The organism is Blastomonas aquatica (genome assembly GCF_014639875.1).
In the GTDB taxonomy this organism is placed as follows: domain Bacteria; phylum Pseudomonadota; class Alphaproteobacteria; order Sphingomonadales; family Sphingomonadaceae; genus Blastomonas; species Blastomonas aquatica.
The window spans coordinates 49,710-69,140 of the sequence record NZ_BMGD01000006.1 but is presented as its reverse complement, the minus strand read 5'-3'; the positions used below and the strand labels follow the sequence as shown (position 1 = coordinate 69,140).

General features: G+C 64.2%; 15 protein-coding genes. 11 read left to right on the top strand and 4 right to left on the bottom strand.

Features of this window, described 5'->3' with window-relative positions; translation table 11 throughout:
• Positions 1-116: 116 nt before the first annotated feature.
• The 3 genes from IEW00_RS15310 to IEW00_RS15300 form a co-directional block, all read right to left on the bottom strand.
• Positions 117-1,553 carry an amidohydrolase gene (locus IEW00_RS15310; protein WP_188515298.1) on the bottom strand — a complete coding sequence of 479 codons (1,437 nt, stop codon included), beginning with the start codon at positions 1,551-1,553 and terminating at the stop codon, positions 117-119.
• Between the two features lie 160 nt (positions 1,554-1,713).
• On the bottom strand, positions 1,714-2,736 hold the full coding sequence (locus IEW00_RS15305; RefSeq protein ID WP_188515297.1) for an SDR family oxidoreductase: 1,023 nt from the start codon (positions 2,734-2,736) through the stop codon (positions 1,714-1,716).
• Positions 2,737-3,034: 298 nt separating this feature from the next.
• Positions 3,035-4,087: a methyltransferase domain-containing protein gene (locus IEW00_RS15300; protein ID WP_188515296.1), complete on the bottom strand. Its 1,053-nt coding sequence runs from the start codon at positions 4,085-4,087 to the stop codon at positions 3,035-3,037.
• Between the two features lie 85 nt (positions 4,088-4,172).
• Between IEW00_RS15300 and IEW00_RS15295 the strand changes: the two genes are divergently transcribed.
• Positions 4,173-5,585 (top strand): dihydrolipoyl dehydrogenase family protein, encoded by a 1,413-nt coding sequence (locus IEW00_RS15295; protein ID WP_188515295.1) that lies wholly within the window; start codon positions 4,173-4,175, stop codon positions 5,583-5,585.
• Between the two features lie 34 nt (positions 5,586-5,619).
• Here the strand turns inward: IEW00_RS15295 and IEW00_RS15290 are convergent, their stop codons facing one another.
• Complete coding sequence (locus IEW00_RS15290) at positions 5,620-6,108, bottom strand: nuclear transport factor 2 family protein (RefSeq protein WP_188515294.1); 489 nt, start codon at positions 6,106-6,108, stop codon at positions 5,620-5,622.
• 308 nt (positions 6,109-6,416) lie between these two features.
• Here IEW00_RS15290 and IEW00_RS15285 point away from each other — a divergent pair, with 308 nt between their 5' ends.
• The 10 genes from IEW00_RS15285 to xrtA all read left to right on the top strand — a co-directional run bounded on the left by IEW00_RS15285 (position 6,417) and on the right by xrtA (position 19,426).
• Positions 6,417-8,195, top strand: coding sequence for a HAMP domain-containing methyl-accepting chemotaxis protein (locus IEW00_RS15285; RefSeq protein ID WP_188515293.1), 1,779 nt, complete (start codon positions 6,417-6,419; stop codon positions 8,193-8,195).
• 273 nt (positions 8,196-8,468) lie between these two features.
• Complete coding sequence (locus IEW00_RS15280; RefSeq protein ID WP_188515479.1) at positions 8,469-9,089, top strand: XrtA/PEP-CTERM system exopolysaccharide export protein; 621 nt, start codon at positions 8,469-8,471, stop codon at positions 9,087-9,089.
• Positions 9,090-9,139: 50 nt separating this feature from the next.
• The gene (locus IEW00_RS15275; RefSeq protein ID WP_188515292.1) at positions 9,140-10,654 is read left to right on the top strand and encodes an XrtA system polysaccharide chain length determinant; all 1,515 of its coding nucleotides are present in this window, start codon (positions 9,140-9,142) and stop codon (positions 10,652-10,654) included.
• A 14-nt stretch (positions 10,655-10,668) separates the two neighbouring features.
• On the top strand, positions 10,669-11,646 hold the full coding sequence (locus IEW00_RS15270) for a P-loop NTPase family protein (protein WP_188515291.1): 978 nt from the start codon (positions 10,669-10,671) through the stop codon (positions 11,644-11,646).
• Entirely contained in the window at positions 11,643-13,349 is a 1,707-nt protein-coding gene (locus tag IEW00_RS15265) for a hypothetical protein (protein ID WP_188515290.1), read from the top strand. The genes IEW00_RS15270 and IEW00_RS15265 overlap by 4 nt, the downstream gene beginning before the upstream one ends.
• 31 nt (positions 13,350-13,380) lie before the next feature.
• Positions 13,381-14,619 (top strand): XrtA/PEP-CTERM system-associated ATPase, encoded by a 1,239-nt coding sequence (locus tag IEW00_RS15260; protein ID WP_188515289.1) that lies wholly within the window; start codon positions 13,381-13,383, stop codon positions 14,617-14,619.
• A 53-nt stretch (positions 14,620-14,672) separates the two neighbouring features.
• Positions 14,673-15,563 carry an XrtA system polysaccharide deacetylase gene (locus tag IEW00_RS15255; protein ID WP_188515288.1) on the top strand — a complete coding sequence of 297 codons (891 nt, stop codon included), beginning with the start codon at positions 14,673-14,675 and terminating at the stop codon, positions 15,561-15,563.
• The gene (locus IEW00_RS15250) at positions 15,563-16,657 is read left to right on the top strand and encodes a FemAB family XrtA/PEP-CTERM system-associated protein (protein WP_188515287.1); all 1,095 of its coding nucleotides are present in this window, start codon (positions 15,563-15,565) and stop codon (positions 16,655-16,657) included. The genes IEW00_RS15255 and IEW00_RS15250 overlap by 1 nt, the downstream gene beginning before the upstream one ends.
• Positions 16,657-17,880, top strand: a complete 1,224-nt coding sequence (locus IEW00_RS15245; protein WP_188515286.1) for a TIGR03087 family PEP-CTERM/XrtA system glycosyltransferase — start codon at positions 16,657-16,659, stop codon at positions 17,878-17,880. Before IEW00_RS15250 ends, IEW00_RS15245 begins: the two co-directional genes overlap by 1 nt.
• 1 nt (position 17,881) lies before the next feature.
• Positions 17,882-19,426: an exosortase A gene (gene xrtA, locus IEW00_RS15240; RefSeq protein WP_188515285.1), complete on the top strand. Its 1,545-nt coding sequence runs from the start codon at positions 17,882-17,884 to the stop codon at positions 19,424-19,426.
• The last annotated feature ends 5 nt before the right edge of the window (positions 19,427-19,431 follow it).

Here is a 19,431-nt window from a genome sequence, read left to right as displayed (position 1 = left end):
GGTTCAGAGGCTGCTAAAAGGTTCGGAACCCCGTAAACTATACCAATCTTGCCATTTCCTCGTGATGTTCCAGGCAGGCGCAGACCGACGCGCCACAGCGAACGAACGGAAGCGCCTCAATCGCGATAATCCAGCGGCGGCTTGCGGTCACCCAGCAGCGAGCGATACTCGTAATCCGGCCCCAATGCGGCCTTGAAGGCCACCGTCGCCTCGTCGCGCAGCGCGGGGTTGGTGTAGAGCTCGATCGCCGCCAGCGTCATTGCCTTGGCTGCGACCTGCGCGCCCTTGAAGCCGATGGTCATTCCGCTCGCCGCCGCCGATTGCCAGCTGTGCGATGAGGTGCCGGGAACCCATGTTGCGGTGCGGACGCCGACGGTCGGCGTGGCGTAGGAGACGTCGCCGACATCGGTCGAGCCGTAGCCGAGTGAAACGTCGTAAGGCTGGATCTCGCTCTGGCTTCCCATTGGCAATTCGGGCTTGTCGAAGCTCGCCCGGATGCCTTCTGCAAATTTGGTTTCTTGCGCCGTGTAGCTGATGCCGCCGACCTGGGTCAGCTTGGCGTGCATCATCTTGGCGAGCGGTTCGTTGACCAGCAGCGGGTTGTTGCCGTGGATGATCTCCCACTCCACCTTGGTCCCGGTGCCCTGCGCCGCGCCTTGCGCTGCCGCCTCGAGCCGCGTCCAGATGCTGCGCACCTGATCGGCATCGGGGTGGCGGAGGTAGTAAAACACCTCGGCAAAATCGGGCACGACGTTGGGTGCATTGCCGCCTTCGGTGATGACATAGTGGATGCGGGTCTGCTGCGGAACGTGTTCGCGCATCATGTTGGCCATCATGTTCATCGCCTCGACTCCGTCCAGCGCCGAGCGGGCGCGCTCGGGGGCGGCGGCGGCATGCGCCGAGACGCCGGTGAAGCGGAACTTGGCCGAGCGGTTGGCAAGGCTGGTGCTCGCGGCGGCGGAGTTCTCGTCATCGGCGTGCCAGTGGATCGTGAAGTCGACGTCCTTGAACAGCCCCTCGCGAACCATGTACACCTTGCCGCTGCCGCCTTCTTCGGCGGGCGTGCCATACAGCCGCACCCGGCCCGGCGTGCCGGTGGCCTTGAGCCAGTCGCGCACCGCGAGCGCTGCGCCCAATGATCCTGCCGCGAACAGATTGTGCCCGCAGGCATGCGCCGCGCCCTTGCCGTCGATCAGCGCGCGCGTCGGCATCGCATCCTGATTGATCCCGGGCAGCGCGTCATATTCGGCGAGGATCGCGATCACCGGCCCGCCGCTGCCGAACTCGGCGGTGAACGCGGTGGGGATGCCCGCCACGCCTTCGGTGATCTTGAACCCTGCGGTCTTGAGCCGCTCGCGCAGCAGCGCGCTCGAACGTTCCTCCTTGTAGCCGACCTCGGCCCATTCCCAGATCTGCCGCGCCACTTTGGCGGTCTCGTCATAGCGGCCATCGATCGCGGTCAGCACCTGCGCGGTGGCGGCGTCCTCCGCCTCGGATGCCTGGGCCGGGGTGGCGAGGGTGAAGACGAGCGCGGTGAGCAGCAGATGTTTCATGGAGGACGGCCCCTTTTTGATGTGATGTCCGCATCATGTTGGAGGGGAGGGAAGAGTGCAAGCTGGGCGTGCCAAATCATGGTTTTCCGGCGAAAGCCGGAATCCAGGGCGACGATAGCTCAATCTCGCCCCTGGGCTCCGGCGTCCGCCGGAGAATGGACTATGACCGCCAGTCCAGGAACCCGGCATCAATACAATGATCGATCATCCGGCGAAACGCTGCCTCATCCACACTCGGAGGCGCAATGTCCGCGATGTCGCGCAGCGTATCCCCCGAAAACCGCGGGCTGCGGACGAAATAGTCGAAGAACTGCGGACCTATCCGCCGGTGGACCATCGCGATGCGCCGGTCGCGCTCGCTAGCGTGATATTGCTCGGGCGCGATCATCGTCGCAGGCACGGTGCCCGGATAGCCGCTGACGATCCGCAGCATATCCGCCATCGCGAACGGCGCGGCACCCACCAGATGGACATGGCGACCATCGAACGCGGCGATGTCCTGCGCCATCGCCATCAGCCCGGAGGTAACGTGGCAGATCGGCACGATCGCGAACGCGGCATCGGGGGCTGCGGGGACGGCACCCAGCAGCGGCGATCCGAACAATCGGAACAGGTGATGGAACCCGTCGATGCGGGCAATCGCGCCATCGCTTAAGCGCCCGACGATGATCGCGGGACGGGCGATCGCGGCAGCGAGACCGTCCGCGCGCGCGGTATCGACTAGGGCTTCGGCGCGGGCCTTGCTGGCCTCGTAGCCGTTGGTGAAATCCGCTGCCGGGTTGGCGGCAACCTCGGCGATATCGCCATCGGCGCGGCCGCAGACATAAGCGGTCGAGACATGCAGCAATGGGCAGCCCCAGCCTTGTGCCAACGCGATGGCATGCGCGGTGCCGCCGACATTGACCGCCTCGTGCACAGCCTCGGCAGCGGCGAAATCGACGGTCGCGGCGCAGTGGACCAGCAGATCGATGTCCTCGGGCGGCGTCTCCACCAACCCGAAGCCAGGGAGCGCGACATCGCCCTGCAGCACCCCGATCTCGCCGATGCGATTCCGTCCGTCCATATCGAGCACATCGCGCCCTACGCCCCGCACCAGCGCGGTGACGCGGTGCCCGGCATCGAGCAACGCGCCCGCCAGCGCCCCGCCGACAAGGCCTGTGGCGCCGGTCAGAAAGACGTGCATATGCGCCCCGGATGGAGGAGCGCTAACACCCTCCGCTCAGCCTGAGCCTGTCGAAGGCCCCGCGCATAGGGTGGCCTTCTGGTCCAGCCGTTTTCCGGCGAAAGCCGGAATCCAGAGCGGCTGCAGTGCAATCCAGCCCCTGGGCTCCGGCTTTCGCCGGAGAACGGGAGACGTCTGGGTGAGGACATCGCGGGGCCTTCGACAGGCTCAGGCTGAGCGGATGTGGTGGGCCCCGAGCGCAAGCGATACGTCCTCAAACGAACCGCTCTCACACGAGACCCGCTCAAACGAAACGCGCTCAACAGCACCCCACCAGATCGCCATCCTCGCCGGTGCTCTGCGCGAAGGGCAGGCCGCCGCCACAATCGGCGAAGACGCCATAGTGCGTCGAGAAATCACCGATAAACTGGAAATGCTCGGCAAAGCGCGTATCGGCCAGCATCTTCCAGCTGTTGCCGCAGATCGGGAAGATCCGCCCGCGTTCGATCTGGTGGTGCTTGTCGAGCGTGAACACGCGCTCCTCGCCCTCGACGCTGCCCAGATACACCACCGCCTGGCCGTAATCCTCGCACTCGGGCTCGAGGTCATCGAGCTTGAACAACCGATAGGTGGCGGAGAAGAAATCGATGCCGTCGAGCATGGCGGCAATGCGCGGATCGCCGATGCCCAGCGGACGATCTTTCACGAGGCGCGGATCGGTGAAGCCTGCCGCCTTGGACAGCTTGAGGAAATCGCCCCAGTAAAGCGCGCCCGACAGGCATTCGCCGTGCAGCACCGGATCGGTGAGCAGATGCAGCGGCACCCGCCGGTTGGAATAGACATCGGAGAAATACATCTCGCCGCCGGGCTTGAGCAGCCGGTGCGCATCGGCGAACACCTTGGCCTTGTCGGCGACGAGGTTGATGACGCAATTGGAAACGATGATGTCAAAGCTGCCGGGTTCCAGATCGAGCGCGTCGAGCTTCTCGATATCGCCCTCGACGAAGCGGACGTTCGATTTGGCATAGCCGAAGGTCTCGCGGTGCCATTCGAGATGCGCGTTGGCGACCGCAAGCTGTTCGGGCGTGGCATCGACCCCAACGACCTCGCCATGCTCGCCCACCAGTTGCGCGAGGATATACGCGTCCTGCCCCGACCCCGAGCCCAAATCGAGGATCCTCGCGCCCTGAATGAAAGACGGCGCGATCAGGCCACAGCCATAATAGCGCGCCTTCACATCGGGGTGCACATTGGCCAGCGCCTGGATCACTGCCAGCGGGGGGCGTTCGGCGGTGGTGCAGGCATCGGTGCGCAGGTCTGCCGATTCCGACAGCACCTTGCCGTAATATTCACGCGAATTTTCGAGATTCATGCTGGATTCCCCCTCAACTGGCGCACATGGTCTAGCGACAAGAATTCGCGGTAACCAGCCGCATTGTTTCACCGAAACGGGGTGTATGAAATATTCGCACGACGTGATCGTCATCGGGGCAGGGTCTGCCGGGCTGGTCTGCTCGGGCGGGCTCGCGATGTTCGGGCTGAAGCCGCTGCTGATCGAGCGCGCAGCGATGGGGGGCGATTGCCTCAACACCGGCTGCGTGCCGAGCAAGGCCTTGATTTCCGCCGCGCACCGCGCGCACGACATGCGCAATGCCGCCGAATTCGGGATGGCGTCGGTCGAGCCGGTCGTCGATTTCCGCGCGGTGCACGATGCGGTGCACCACGCGATCAAGACCATTGAGCCGCATGACAGCGTCGAGCGCTTCGAAGGCATGGGGGTTGAGGTGGTTCGCGGCGATGCTTGCCTGTCCGGGCCCAGGAGCGTGGTCGTCGGCGGCACCACCTACACCGCGCCGCGGATCGTGATCGCGGTGGGTAGCCGCGCGTACGTCCCGCCGATCAAGGGGCTCGATGCAGTCCCGTACCTCACCAACCACAATGTCTGGGAACTGACCGAACTGCCCGGGCGGTTGATCGTGCTGGGCGGCGGTCCGATCGGTATGGAGATGGCGCAGGCGTTCCGGCGGCTGGGGTCGGAGGTTGTCGTCGCGACCAAGGGGCGCCCGTTCCCCAAGGACGATGCCGACGCCGCGAAAATCGTCATCGACCGGCTGACCGGGGAGGGGATCGAGCTGATCCATGATGCCGAAGCTGATGCGGTGGCGAAGAACGACCAAGGCCTGGTACTGACGCTCAAGGATGGCCGCACGATCACCGGCACGCATCTGCTGATCGCCACCGGGCGCGAGGTCAACTTCGACGGGCTGGGGCTCGAGGTCGCGGGCGTGCGATACGACAAGAAGGGCATCGCCGTCGATGCCCGGCGGCGGACCAGCGCGAAGCATATCTACGCGATCGGGGACTGCCGTGAGGGACCGCGCTTTACCCATGCCAGCGGCTATGAGGGCGGCAACGTCGCGCTCGAGATCAGCCTGGGCGTGCCGACCAAGGCGAACTATGCCGCGCTCCCCTGGGTCACCTATACCGACCCCGAGCTCGCGCAGGTCGGCATGACCGAGGACGAGGCGCGCAAGGTGCATGGCGACAAGATCACCGTGTGGCGCCAGGACTTCGACCACAATGACCGCGCGGTGACCGAGCGCGAGGTCACCGGCTTCGTCAAATTGGTCAAGAAGGGCAGCAAGGTCATCGGCGGTACGGTGGTCGGGCGCGGCGCGGGCGACCTCATCCTGCCGATCGCGATGATGATAGCGGGCAAATCCTCGACCTTCGGCGTCGCCAGCCTGATCGTGCCCTATCCCAACCGCTCGGAGCACATCAAGGCGGCGGCTTTTGCTTCGGATGAGGGCAAGGTGTTCAACAAGTGGAGCCGGGGCTGGGCGCGGTTTCTGGCGCGGCGGCGGGGGTGAGGGGCAGGCGGCTGAGGCCAGCGTGTGGTGTACCTCATTGTGTTCGATAGATGGTTGCTTGGCGAATCGCGAGTTTCCATTCACCGCTTTCGTCGGTCCACACTTCGGTGACGCGGCGACTGATTTTTTCACCCGCGAACCGCGCCTTGCCAACCGGAGTCAACACCTCGACACCCATCAGCACGACGTCATGATCGCCACGTTCCGCCGCATACTCGATCGTTCGCTCGAGCGTTTCGTAGTCAATCAGTCCGGTTTCCAAGTTCCGCACGGCATCCGATTTGCGTGCTATGCGATTGAACGGATTGTTGACCACCGTATCATCGGCAAAAATGGCTGAAAAAGCATCCTTGTCGCGCGCCAGAATAGCTTGATCCATTCGTTCGGTCGTTGCCAAGGCAGCTGCCACGCGCGGTGTTTTTGCCGCCGCTTCGACTTCGGCATTTGCGGCACGCCAAGACGCGGACGCCGGCACAGTCACGGCTGCCAATACTGCGGCAGCCAGGAATACTGATTTTCGCATGGCTTCACCCCCTAGGCAGGCTGCATCGCAGTTGATGAAGCCTGACCACGATTAAGCACACACGCACCTTTGCAAGTCCAGCAGATATCGATCTTTCAATTGACTGCATTCAGGCAAGTTTCCGCGCGCGATGGCGGGCGTTGTCGCATGATAGCTTTCGTTGGGTGTATTGCTTCCCACGACACATTAAAAAACACCGTCAATCCGCCACAGACTCTGCGCGATCTCCTATGAGACAACCGAGAGCATTCCAGCCGCTGGACCAGCGTTTGGCCAATGCTGTTCGACGTCGATCAGGAGTCTGCCGCGTGACCTTGAAGCAAAAGCTGCTGAGTTGTCTTGGCCTATTGGCGGCAGCCACTGTGCTGATCGTCGGCGCATCCTATTGGTCGACGAAGAACAACGCCGAGGCGTTGGCAACCATCCTCAACGATCGCGTCGTGCCGATGAGCGATCTCAAGGTGACGGTGGATAGCTATGCCGTCGATATTGTCGATGCCGCGCACAAGGCCCGGAACGGCAATGTGTCTTTCGCAGAGGCGGAGACGACAGTGCGCAACGGCAAGAGCAAGATCGCTGCAGCCTGGCAGCGGTATCGCTCGACGACGCTCACGGATGAGGAAGTGCGGCTGGTATCGGCGGCAGAGTCGCAAATGCAGCGGGCCGACGTGCAAGTCGCCAGGCTGATCCAGATCCTTGCGGCACGCGACCGTGCAGCGCTCGACCGCTTTGTCGTGAATGATCTTTATCGGTCGATCGACCCGGTATCGACGGAAATCGGCAAGCTGCTGGACCTGCAGATCAACGTGGCTTCGGAGGTGACGAGCGACGCGCTGTCCGCGCTTGAAGCCGCGCTCATCATGGTGCTGGTTCTCGCGCTGGGTGCTGGCGTGGCGCTTGCCATCGCGTATCTGACGATTACCCGCAAGGTCGTTGCTCCGATCAACATGCTCGCTGATATCATCAATGGTCTGGCGAAATCCTCGGGCGATGCAAAGCTGCCCAACCTCGATCAGCGCGACGAGATCGGAACCATCGCGCGCGCCGTCGATGCGTTTCTGGCGTCGGTGATCGCCAAGGAGCGCGTCGCAGCGGCGGCGGCTGCAGCCGAGCAGACCGTCGTGACCGGCGCGCTTCGCCAGAGCCTTGCCTCGCTCACTGCGGGTGACCTGACATCGCCGATCGTCGCCGATTTCCCACCGGCCTATGCAGAGTTGAAGACCAATTTCAATGAGGCGCTGCATTCGCTGCGGTCGCTGATTGGCTCGGTAGCGCAGAGCGCCTCGTCGATCCGCACAGGGTCGGGTGAAATCGCTCAGGCCTCGGAAAGCCTTGCGCGCCGGACCGAGAGCAATGCCGCCAACCTTGAGGAAGCATCCGCGGCCATCGCACAGATCGACGGGCGGCTGAAGGCGTCGGTCGTCGCTGCCACCTCCACGGTTCAGCGCGCCGATGGCGCGATTGCCACCGTGGCCGACAGCCGTTCGGTGGCGGTCGAGGCGGTGCAGGCGATGGGGCGCGTGTCGGAAACCGCAAAGGGGATCGACAGCGTGATCGAAGGCCTCGACAAGATCGCCTTCCAGACGCGTGTTCTGGCGATGAACGCGGCCGTCGAGGCGGGGCGTGCCGGCGATGCCGGGCGCGGCTTTGCTGTGGTCGCGGATCTTGTCAGCGCGCTTGCGATGCGGGCCGAAGAGGAAGCGAAACGCGCACGAGAGCAATTGACGGTCACGCAGACCGAGATCGGAGCTGCGGTCGAGGCTGTTCACAAGGTGGACGGCGCCCTTGCCAATATTTCGGGCGATGTCGGTGAGGTTCACGTTTTGCTGGCCAGCATGGCGGCCGACAATGCGGCGCAGTCCTCCACCATCGCGGAAATCGCCGGTGCGATCGGCGCCATGGACAATTCTACCCAGCAGAACGCGGCGATGGTGGAAGAAACGTCGGCAGCGGCACGCAACCTTTCGTCGGAGGTCGAGGCGCTGGCGGACGAGGCAAACCGCTTCAAGATCGATGCGCCTGGAGCTTTGAGGGCGGGTGCTTCGCATTCCGCGATGAAGAAACCGAAGACGGCTGCTTACGCCTGATCGGTCGACGCCGCTCCAAGAGCCACTGGGGCGGCCTTTCGCCTGCTCAGTTTTGATGGCGATGGCGTGTGACGGCACGCCCGATGCCGCTAGTGCGGCGGTGTAAAATCATCTGCACCATCAAGCACTAACGCTATGTTCACCCTTTTTCGCCATAGCTGATGCTAATCTGCGTGGACCCGGCCCGGGCTGCCTGCTGTGTGCAGGTGGCGGAGTACGGAGTCGCCGGTGGACGAAAAAGGTGCTGACATGGGATTGTTCCGTCTGTTGAAAATGGGAATTGCGGCGCTGGCGGCAACCGCTCTGCTTGCCGCGTGTGCCGCAACTCCAAGTGGACCGCAGCTGCCCCCGGCATCGTTCGTCTCGCTCTCCGATGGCCCGGGTGATGACTATATCATCGGCCCGCTCGACGAACTCACCGTGTTCGTCTGGCGCAATCCCGAGCTCGGCGCCAAGGTGCAGGTGCGCCCCGATGGCCGCATCACCACGCCCCTGATCACCGACATGCCCGCCGTCGGCAAAACTCCGACGATGCTGGCCGAAGACATCAAGCTGCAGCTGTCGCAGTTCATTCAGGAGCCGATCGTGTCGGTGATCGTCAACACCTTTGCGGGCACCTTCTCGCAGCAGGTGCGGATCGTCGGCGCGACCGAAAAGCCTGCATCGATCCCTTACCGTGCCAATATGACACTGCTCGACGCGATGATCGCGGTGGGCGGCCTTTCCGAATTCGCCGCAGGCAACCGTGCCAAATTGGTGCGCTTCGACAAGATTTCGGGGCGTCAGCAGGAATATCCGATCAAGCTGGGCGACCTCATCAAAAAGGGTGACAGCCGCGCGAACGTGCTGTTGCAGCCGGGAGATGTTATTATCATCCCGGAAAGCATGTTCTGATTGCCAGAAACGCCGATCCGCACCGTATAAGCGAAAGAAAAGCCTGACCGATGACTGGCCTGTACGAAGAATTCCGGATTGCTGTTCACAGCGTGTGGCAACGCCGTTGGCTGGCGATGGCCATCGCCTGGGCGATCTGCGTGCTGGGCTGGCTGGCGGTCGCCTTGATCCCCAATACCTATGAATCGCAGGCGAAGCTTTTTGTCCAGACCAAGGCGATTTTGCCCGACAATACCGGAATCAGCATAGTCGAGCGGCAAAAGCAGATCGATACCGTCGAGCAGACGCTGACCTCTGTCGCCAACCTCGAAAAGGTCGTGCGTGGTACCGATCTGGGCAAGAATCTGGTGACCCCACGCGAGGTCGAAGGCGCAGTCGGCGGGCTTCGCGGCGCGATCAAGATCAAGTCCGAGCAAGACAACCTGTACGAGATTTCGGCGACGATGTCGGCAGGCGACCGGTCCGATGGCGAGGCCGCGACGCTGGCACGCGATGTCGTGCAGAAGCTGATCGACATCTTTGTCGAAGCGAACCTTGCAGGCGGACGCGGCGAGACCAGCGACACATTGCGCTTCCTCGATGAACAACTCGCCAAGCGGCAGAAAGAGCTCGAGATAGCCGAGCAGAAGCGGGTGCGGTTCGAGACCGAGAATCTGGGGATGCTGCCAGGGATCGGATCGGTCAGCCAGCGTCTGGAATCGGGCAGGGTCGAGATCAACCAGATCGATTCGCAGCTGATCGCCGCGCAAAGCGCGCTGGCTGCGATCAACGGCCAGATTGCCGGCACTCCGCAGACGATCGCCGGCGGCGCAGGCGGCGGGGTGAACCCGCTGGCACAAGCGCAAGGCGAGCTTGCCTCGATGAAGGCGCGCGGCCTGACCGACCAGCATCCCGATGTGGTCGCGATGCAAAGCCAGATCGCGGCTTTGCGTGCAGCCGGCGCGGGCGCGGGCACCAATTTTGGCGTTTCCAATCCGGCGTATAGCTCGCTGATCAGCATGAAGGCCGAGCGGCAGGCCGCCGTCACCGCACTGCAGTCGCGCAAGTCCGCGCTCCAGGGCGAGATGAGCGCGATGGTCGCCAAGCAGATCCAGGAGCCGGGGGTCGCCGCCGAACAGGCTCGGATCGCGCGAGATTATGAGGTGCTCAAGACCCAATATGACAAGCTGCTCGCCGATCGCGAGCAGGTGCGGCTGCGCGGGCAGGTCGAAACCGAGACCGACGCGGTCCGCTTTGACCTGATCACACCGCCCTCAAGCCCGCGCACGCCGATTGCGCCCAACCGTCCGATGTTGCTGGTCGGGGTTCTGCTCGCAGGTATCGCGGGCGGCATTGGCGGAGCATTCGCGCTCGGTCAGCTCGGTGCGAGCTATCCTACGGCGGCCAAATTGGAAGCTGCCAGCGGCTTGCAGGTGATCGGATCGATCTCGCAGATGCTGACCCAGGCGCAGCGCGATGAACGCAAGCGTAAACTCAGGATGTATCTGGGGTCGGGTGGCGCCCTTGTGGGGGTCTTCCTGCTGCTGCTGATGATCGAGTTTATCCAGCGCGGCTCGGTGGTGTGAGGGATAAAAGAGACATGACCATGCACGACCCCATCCCGTCGCCGGATAAATCCAGCAGCACGCCATCGTTGATCGAGCGTGCTGCCAACATGTATGATTTCCGCAAGGCGCTGAATCAGCCCGGTCCGCAGCTGCCCGATGCTGCCGGAACTCAGACCCATCAGGCGGATACTTCCGAGACCGTTGCGGTTCGTGCACCGGTCGCGGGAGCAACTCCCGTGGCTGCCCCCTTGCCGCGTCCGCGCAGTGGCCCCGCCATGCCGGTGGCGGTCATCGACCGCGATCATCTGCGCGAGCGCGCGTTCATCGTCCCCGATGGCCCTGTGACCAGCATCTCCGAAGAGTTCCGCATCGTCAAACGCCGGCTGCTCGCCAGCATCCAGGCCGAAGCCAATGCAGGGCTCGGCGCAGCCGCGCAGCGAATCCTGATCTGTTCGGCGCAGCCCAACGAAGGCAAGACTTACAGCGCGATCAACCTTGCGCTGTCGATCGCGACCGAGCAGGACCATGACGTGCTGCTGGTCGATGCTGATTTCGCCAAGCCCAGCATCCTTTCGTCGTTGGGCATCGAGGGGCAGCGCGGGCTGATGGATGCGCTCGCCGATCCCAAGGTCGCGGTGGAAGATTGCATCATCCCGACCGATATCCGGGGCTTGTCGGTTTTGCCGGCGGGACGGCAGACCAACACCGACAGCGAATATCTTGCATCGGCGCATACGCTCGATGTGCTCGCCCGGCTGACCGAGGGCCATCCGGGCCGGATCGTGATTTTCGATTCCCCGCCGCTGCTTGCCGCATCACCTGCGGCAACGCTCGCCCAGCATGTCGGCCACGCGCTGATGGTGGTGCGTGCCGATGTCACCAGCGAACGCGCGCTGCGCGACGCGCTGGGGCTGATTTCCGGCTGCAACCAGGTTCAGCTGCTGCTCAACGGGGTGAAATTCTCGCCCTCGGGTCGCAGCTTCGGATCCTATTATGGATATGGAGAATGACCATGCAAAGATGGTCTGCTTTCAGTTCTGGCAAACGCGGCCTGCCGCTGGCCGCACTTGCGGTCGCGCTTGCAGTGGTTCCTCAGGCGGCGCTGGCCCAGCAGGGCCCGCTAGCGCAGCAGGGCGGTGATCGCGGTGAGGGCAGCTCGGGCCGCCAGCGCACTGTCGTGGTGCCCTATCTGGAAGTCGGCCAGCTGATCAGCGCCGACCTGAAGAATGGCGGCGATCTTTTGACCTATAGCCTGGTAGCGGTCGGGGTCGATGCGGCGGTGCAGACCACGCGTGCTGAAGCGCAGGTTAGTGTCCGCTATGAGCGCCGCTTCTCGTGGAACGACGATTTTGGTGATCAGGACGCGATCAGCGGCATTGCGCGCGCCAATGTGCAGATTATCCCCAACACGCTGTCCATCGAAGCAGGCGCGCTGGGTATCCGTTCGCGGATCGATGGCGCCGGTGCCGCCCCCAGCAACCTGATCGGCGGATCCGACAACGTCACCCAGGTCTATTCGGCATATGCCGGTCCGACGCTGGCAACGCAGGTTGGCACGGTGGATGTCAACGCGGCCTATCGTATCGGCTATACCAAGGTTGACGCCAATACGGTTGCCTTGCCTGCAGGTCAGCGACCGGTCGACATTTTCGGCGACAGCGTGAGCCACGCTGCCAGCCTGGCGTTCGGGCAGCAGCCCGGCGGGTTCCTGCCGATCGGATGGTCGGTGAGCGGTGGGTATTTTCGCGAAGATGCCAGCCAGCTCGATCAACGCTTCGAGGACAAGATCATCCGCGCCGATGTCACCGTTCCGGTCAGCGCGACCTTGGCGATCGTCGGCGGTGTGGGTTACGAGGACATCGAGATTTCCGAGCGGGACGCGTTGCGCGATGCGGCGGGCAATCCCGTGGTCGGCGATGACGGGCGCCTGGTGACCGACCAGAACTCGCCGCGGTTGCTGTCATATGATCAGGACGGCCTCATCTGGGATGTCGGCGTGCTGTGGCGGCCCAGTCGGCGTACCTCGCTCGAGGCGCGGATCGGCAGACGCTATGACAGCCTGACCTATTACGGGTCGTTCACTTATACCCCCAGCCAGCGTCTAGCGGCCAATCTGACGGTGTACGATCTCGTCGCGGGCTTCGGATCGCGGCTCAACGACAATCTGGCGGGATTGCCCACGCAGTTCGATGCCACCCGCAATCCGCTGAGCGGTGATCTCAATTCGTGCGTGTTCGGTGGTTCGGGCAGCGGCTGCCTCAACGATTCGCTGCAGTCGGTCGCTTCCTCGGCGTTCCGCACTCGCGGCGTAACCGGCCAGGTCAGCCTGACCAGCGGCAGCTGGACCCACGGCCTCGGCGCGGGCTACAGCCGCCGCAAGTTCTTCGCGGCCGATACCGGCGCGCTGGCTGGCTTTGATCAGACCATCGATGAGGTCTGGTTCGCAAGCTATGTCGGCGCCAAGCAGCTCGATCCGCGGTCGAGCCTGACAGGAACGGTCTACGCGACCTATCTTGAAAACGGCCCCGGCCAGACGTTCAATGGCGCAGGTTCCGATGTGCTGGGGATTGGCACCAACGCTGCCTATTTCCGCAACTTCACCAATCGCTTCTCGGGGAGCGTTGCGGTGGGGCTGGATTACTTCGATCCCAAGGGCTTCGAAAGCAGCCTGATCGCGTCGGCGCTGCTGGCGCTGCGCTATTCGTTCCAGTAAGTTTACATAAGCAAGATCAGGGGGCACGCCCATGTACGAAACCCATTATGGCCTCACCGGACGGCCTTTTCAGCTGACCCCCGATCCGCGCTTCTATTTCGAGAGCGCCACGCACCGCAAGGCGATGTCGTATCTGGGCTATGGCCTGGCGCAGGGCGAGGGCTTCATCATCATCACCGGCGAGATCGGCGCGGGCAAATCGACATTGGTCGCGCACCTGATGCAGACCGTGGATAGCGCCCGGCTGACCGCCGCGCAGATCGTCACCACCCAGCTCAAGGGCGATGATCTGCTGCACATGGTGGCGAGCAGCTTCGGCGTGGCCACCGCAGGGCTGGACAAGACCGGCACCCTGGGTGCGATCGAGCATTTCCTTCACACCGAGGCGCGCGCTGGACGCCGCTGCCTGCTGGTGGTCGATGAATCGCAGAACCTGCCGCTGCCCGCGCTCGAGGAGCTGCGGATGCTGTCGAACTTCCAACTGGGAAGCCACCCGCTGCTGCAGATCTTCCTGCTCGGCCAGCCCGAGTTCCGTGCTTCAGTGCAGGGCGCGCCGGGGCTGGAACAATTGCGCCAGCGGATCATCGCCACGCATCACCTGGGTGCGATGGAGCGCCACGAACTGCAGCCATATGTCGAGCATCGGATGGCTTTAGTCGGTTGGCAGGGGCGTCCGGCGTTTGCCGACGATCTGTGGGCCAGGCTGTTCGCCGAAACCGGTGGTATCCCGCGCAAGATCAACATGCTGATCAACCGCGTGCTGCTGATGGCGGCTGTAGAAAACCGCGAGACCGTCGATGCGGCTCTGGTCGAGGCGGTGGTGGCCGATCTGGCGGTCGATGCGATGACCGATGACGACTGGCAGAACGACGCCGCGCTCGCCAGTGCTGCATCGCATGCCGCCCATGCCGCGTCGGTCGCGCCTGGCTCTGAAATGCCGGTAGCTGCTATGGCGGCACCTGCGATCCCCGAAGTCAGCAAGGCCGATTTCAACCAGTTCGTCGCCGAGGTCCGGACCTTTGCCGGACAGCAGGAAGACGAACGCAGGTTTCTGGTGAACGAACTGCAGGCCGCGCTCGACCGGGTGCAGGCGCTTGAGGCGCGCCCCGCCCAGGCGCAGGTCGATCTTGAACCCTTGCTCGCCCGCGTGCATGCACTCGAAGCGCAGCAGGCCGAACAGCAAAAGGCATTGCACCGGGTGCTCGCTTTGCTGGTAGGATGGGTCGAGGATGAATCCGCCGGAATGTGGCCCAAGGGTCGCGCCGCCTGATCGCCTAGCATCATTTTCGGGCCGTTACGGCCGTTTGCCTGGAGCTGAACACCGTGCGCGAAGCATCGCTGGGACCAGATCGCACCGATGCGCGCGCCATCGTCAACGGGCTTTCCGTGGATGTCGAAGAGTATTTCCAGGTCGGTGCGTTCGAGAACACGATTGCCAAAGGCGATTGGGAGAGCATCGCCAGCCGGGTGGAACACAACACCGGCGCAGTGCTTGATCTGTTCGCCCGCTGCGGGGTCAAGGCGACGTTCTTCACGTTGGGCTGGGTGGCAGAGCGCTACCCTGCATTGATCCGCCGCATTATCGCCGAAGGGCACGAGATCGCCAGCCATGGCTGGGACCACACCCGCGTCTTCACGATGACCCCCGATGCCTTCCGCGCCGATATCGATCGCGCGCGCAAGGCGCTCGAGGACGCAGGTGGAGTCGCGATCCGGGGCTATCGCGCGCCCAGCTTCTCGATCGATCGGCGCACGCCCTGGGCGCATCCCATTTTGGCCGAACAGGGCTATGCCTATTCGTCGAGCGTCGCGCCAATCGCGCACGACCATTATGGCTGGCGCGAGGCACCGCGCTTTGCGTTTCACCCAGTCGCAGGATCGGACCTTATCGAACTGCCGGTCACCACGGTCGAGCTGGGCCAGCGCCGCTTCGGCGCGGGTGGCGGCGGGTTTTTCCGCATCCTGCCTTATGCGCTGTCAAAATGGGCGCTGCGCCGGGTCAATGCGACCGATGGCCAGCCGGCGATCTTCTATTTCCACCCGTGGGAGGTTGATCCCGATCAGCCCCGCGTTGCCGGTGCGCCGCTCAAGTCGAACATCCGCCATTACACCCAGCTGGGCGCAATGGCGGGCAAGCTCGAACAATTGACCCGCGACTTCAACTGGTGCCGGATCGACGAGATCGCGCTTCCGCTGGCGGCGGGACGGCTGTGATGCTGCACTTTGCACCTCCCGCGCTGACTGCCCCCAAAGTGCGTCTGGTGAACCTTGCCGACCCGCAGGACATCGCCCGGCTGTCGGCGTGGATGGATGGCCGCGAAGACGCCACCGCGTTCCACCGCATCGCCTGGGGGGAGGCGGTGGCCCGCGCGACCGGGCATGATTTCCTCGCGCTGGTCGCAGAGGACACAACAGGCGACCTGACCGGTTACCTTCCGCTGCACGCGGTGCACTCGCCGCTGTTCGGCCGCGCGATGGTGTCGGCCGGTTTCGCGGTCGATGGCGGGATCATCGCCAGCGATGGTGCCAGTGCGCAGGCGCTTAGCCAGGCCGGCTGGCAACTGGCCGAACGCTACAGCGCGCCGACGCTCGAGCTGCGCGGTGGCTGGCTGCCCGAGAATCCGTGCTGGACGATCAAGTCGAACGCGCATGCAGGCTTCATCGCCGACTTGGTGCCCGAGAGCCCCGATGCCGATCAGAAGCAGCTCGAATGGGTGCCGCGCAAGCAGCGCGCCGAGGTGCGCAAGGGTCTAGCCAACGGTCTCGTCGTGCGCACCGGAACCAGCGCGCTCGACCGGCAGCAGCATTATGCGGTCTATGCGACCAGCGTGCGCAATCTGGGCACCCCGGTGTTTCCGCGCGCCTTGTTCGAGGCGGTGCTCGATGGGCTGGGCGACGATGCCGATATCCTGACCGTGCTGCACGGCGATGTCCCGGTCGCCAGCGTGCTCAACCTCTATCATCGCGGCACCGTGATGCCGTTCTGGGGCGGCGGTGTGTGGGCGGCGCGTGGCCTCCGCGCCAACGATGTCATGTATTATGCGTTGATGAACCATGCACGGCGGCGCGGCTGTGTGCGGTTCGATTTCGGGCGGTCGAAGGTCGGCAGCGGCGCGTTTTCGTTCAAGAAGAACTGGGGCTTCGAGCCCGCTCCATTGAGCTATGCGATCCGCAACGCCGATGGCCAGCCACCACGCGACGTCAATCCGCTCAGCCCCAAATACCGGCTGCAGATTGCCTTGTGGCAGCGTCTGCCATTGCCGATCGCCAACCGCCTGGGGCCGCTGATCGCGAACGGTCTGGGCTGATGGGCGAGACGCTCTTCCTTGCGCACCGCATTCCGTTTCCGCCCGACCGGGGCGACAAGATCCGGTCGCATGCCATGCTGCGCGCGCTGGCTGCACGTGGGCCGGTACATGTCGCGACCTTCGGCGAGACCGACGCCGACTTGGCCGCAGAGGTCGAACTGGCCTGGGCCGCGACCAGCCATATCCTTGTCCGCCGGACGATTTCGAATGTGCGCGCCGGGCTGACGGCCTTGGCGGTGGGCAAGCCGGTGTCGCTGGTGGCGTTCGAGAGCCCGAGTATCAGCCATTTTGTCACCCGTCTGCTGGCGACGCGGCCCATCGATACGATCTTCATCTACTCCAGCCAGATGGCGCAGTTCATCCCGCCGAGCTTCGCGTGCCGGGTGGTGATGGACTTCGTCGACATGGATTCGGCCAAGTTTGCCGCCTATGCGGGGGCCACGCAGGGTCCGATGAAGCTGGTCCATGCCCGTGAGGCGCGCCTGCTGGGCGCGCATGAGCAGCAGGTGGCACGCCGCGCCGACCTGTCGCTGTTTGTCAGCCCGGCAGAGGCCAAATTGTTTCGAGATACGCTGGACGATCCTGCGGTACGGGTCGAAGGCATCAGCAACGGTGTCGATACGGTGTCCTACGACCCTGCCGACGTTTCAGCCGCGCCTTATGCCGATCGCCCCGGACCGCATCTCGTGTTCACCGGGCAGATGGATTATGCGCCCAACATCGATGCGGTCGTCCATTTTTCAAAGGCTGTGCTTCCCGCCGTGCGGGCGGTTCATCCGGATGCCTGCTTCCATATCGTCGGGCGCAGCCCGGTCGCAGCGGTGCGCTCGCTCGCCAGCCTGCCCGGCGTGGAAGTGGCCGGCGCGGTCGATGACATCCGCCCCTGGATCGCGTCTGCCGATGTCGTGGTCGCGCCCTTGCGGATCGCGCGCGGTATCCAGAACAAGGTGCTTGAGGCGATGGCTCTGGCGCGCCCGGTGGTGGCATCGGCTGCCGCTGCAGAAGGGATCATCGCCGAGCCTGATCGCCATTTCGTGGTGCCCGCCGATGACGCCGCGATGGCCGCTGCGATCAACGCGCTGGTCGCCGATCCTACGCGCGCGGCAAGCATGGGGCAGGCAGGTCGCGATCACATGCTTCAATGCTATCAATGGGATGCACTGCTCGCCCCGCTGATTCAGTGGCTGGATACCCCTGTCCACGCCTTGCAAAGCGCCGCCTGATATGGCCAGCGTTGCCGCCGATGCGGTTCCCGTCACCCCGCAACCGTTAAGCGCCGCATGGCGGTCTGCACTGATTCGGCTAGGAATCGCCTGGGCGGTGATCGTGCTGGTGTTCGTGCGCGATGCGGCGGACATGGTGATGATCTGGTGGGACAGCTCCACCTTCAACCACATCCTGCTGATCCCGTTCATCCTGGGCTGGCTGGTGCTGCAGCGTCAGGACGAGCTCAAGCGGATCGTCCCTTCGGCCTGGTGGCCGGGGCTCGTGGTGATGGCGGCGGCTGCGACAGGCTGGGTGCTCGGCGAAGCTGCGGGTGTTGCGCTGGCGCGGCACCTGGCGCTGGTGATGTTCCTGCAGGGCAGCACGCTGGCGCTGCTCGGGCCGCAGGTCGCCCGCGCGCTGCTATTCCCTCTGGCTTATGCGTTCTTTCTGGTCCCAGTGGGCGAAGAGCTGGTGCCCCGGCTGCAGGTGATCACCGCCGACATCTCGATGGCGCTGCTGGGGATGACCGGAATCCCGGCGCACATCGAGGGTGTGTTCATCTCGACCCCGACAGCCTTGTTCCGGGTCGCCGAGGCATGCTCCGGGGTAAAGTTCCTGATCGCGATGTTCGCGTATGGCGTGCTGGTCGCCAATGTCTGCTTCAAGAGCTGGCCGCGTCGGATCGGCATTGTTGCGCTGGCGATCGTCGTCCCGGTGCTGGCAAACGGCGTGCGCGCGTTCGGCACGATCTATATCGCGCACCATCACGGGCTCGATTTTGCTGCCGGGTTCGATCACATCTTCTACGGCTGGGTGTTCTTTGCGCTGGTGCTGCTGCTGGTGATGGCGATCGGCTGGCGGTTCTTCGACCGGCAGGTGAGCGATCCGTTCATCGAACCTGCGCTTGCCGAGCAGCTGGCGTTGAAATCCCGTCTTGCCGCGCCGCCGGTTCGCCCCGTTCTTGCCGGCGCCGCACTGCTGATCGCCGCGCCGCTGGCCTGGTCGCTCGCCGGATTGCCCGCGCCTGCCGCGATACCGGTGAGCGATACGCTTCCCGATATCTCCGGATGGCAGCGCCAGGCCTATGCGCCATCTGTCGCCTGGACCCCGCGCGCCGATGGCAGCAACCGCACCGTGATCGCGACCTATGTCCGCGATGGCCGGCGGGTCGATGTGTTCGCGGCGCTGTACGATGGCCAGTCGGAGGGCCGCGAGATCACCGGCTATGGCCAGGGCGCGCTCGATCCCGATGGCGATTGGTCGTGGGTGGAGCAGGGGCCGCCGCTCGCTGATGGCAGGTTTGACATCATCACCGGCACTGGCCGGGTCGTCCGCGACGTTGCGACCTACTACCGCACCGGCGATGTGCAGACCGGCAGCAATCTGGCGATCCGCCTTGAATCGCTCAAGGCGCGGCTGCTGCGCCGCCCGCAGAGCGCGATGATCCTGATCGTTTCGGCAGAGCGTAGCGGCGACGGATCGGCGCGCGGTACGCTCGATGCGCTGATCGCCGACGCCGGTGGCCCGCGCAAGCTCGCCGATGCCGTCCTGGCGGGGCGCTGACCGGC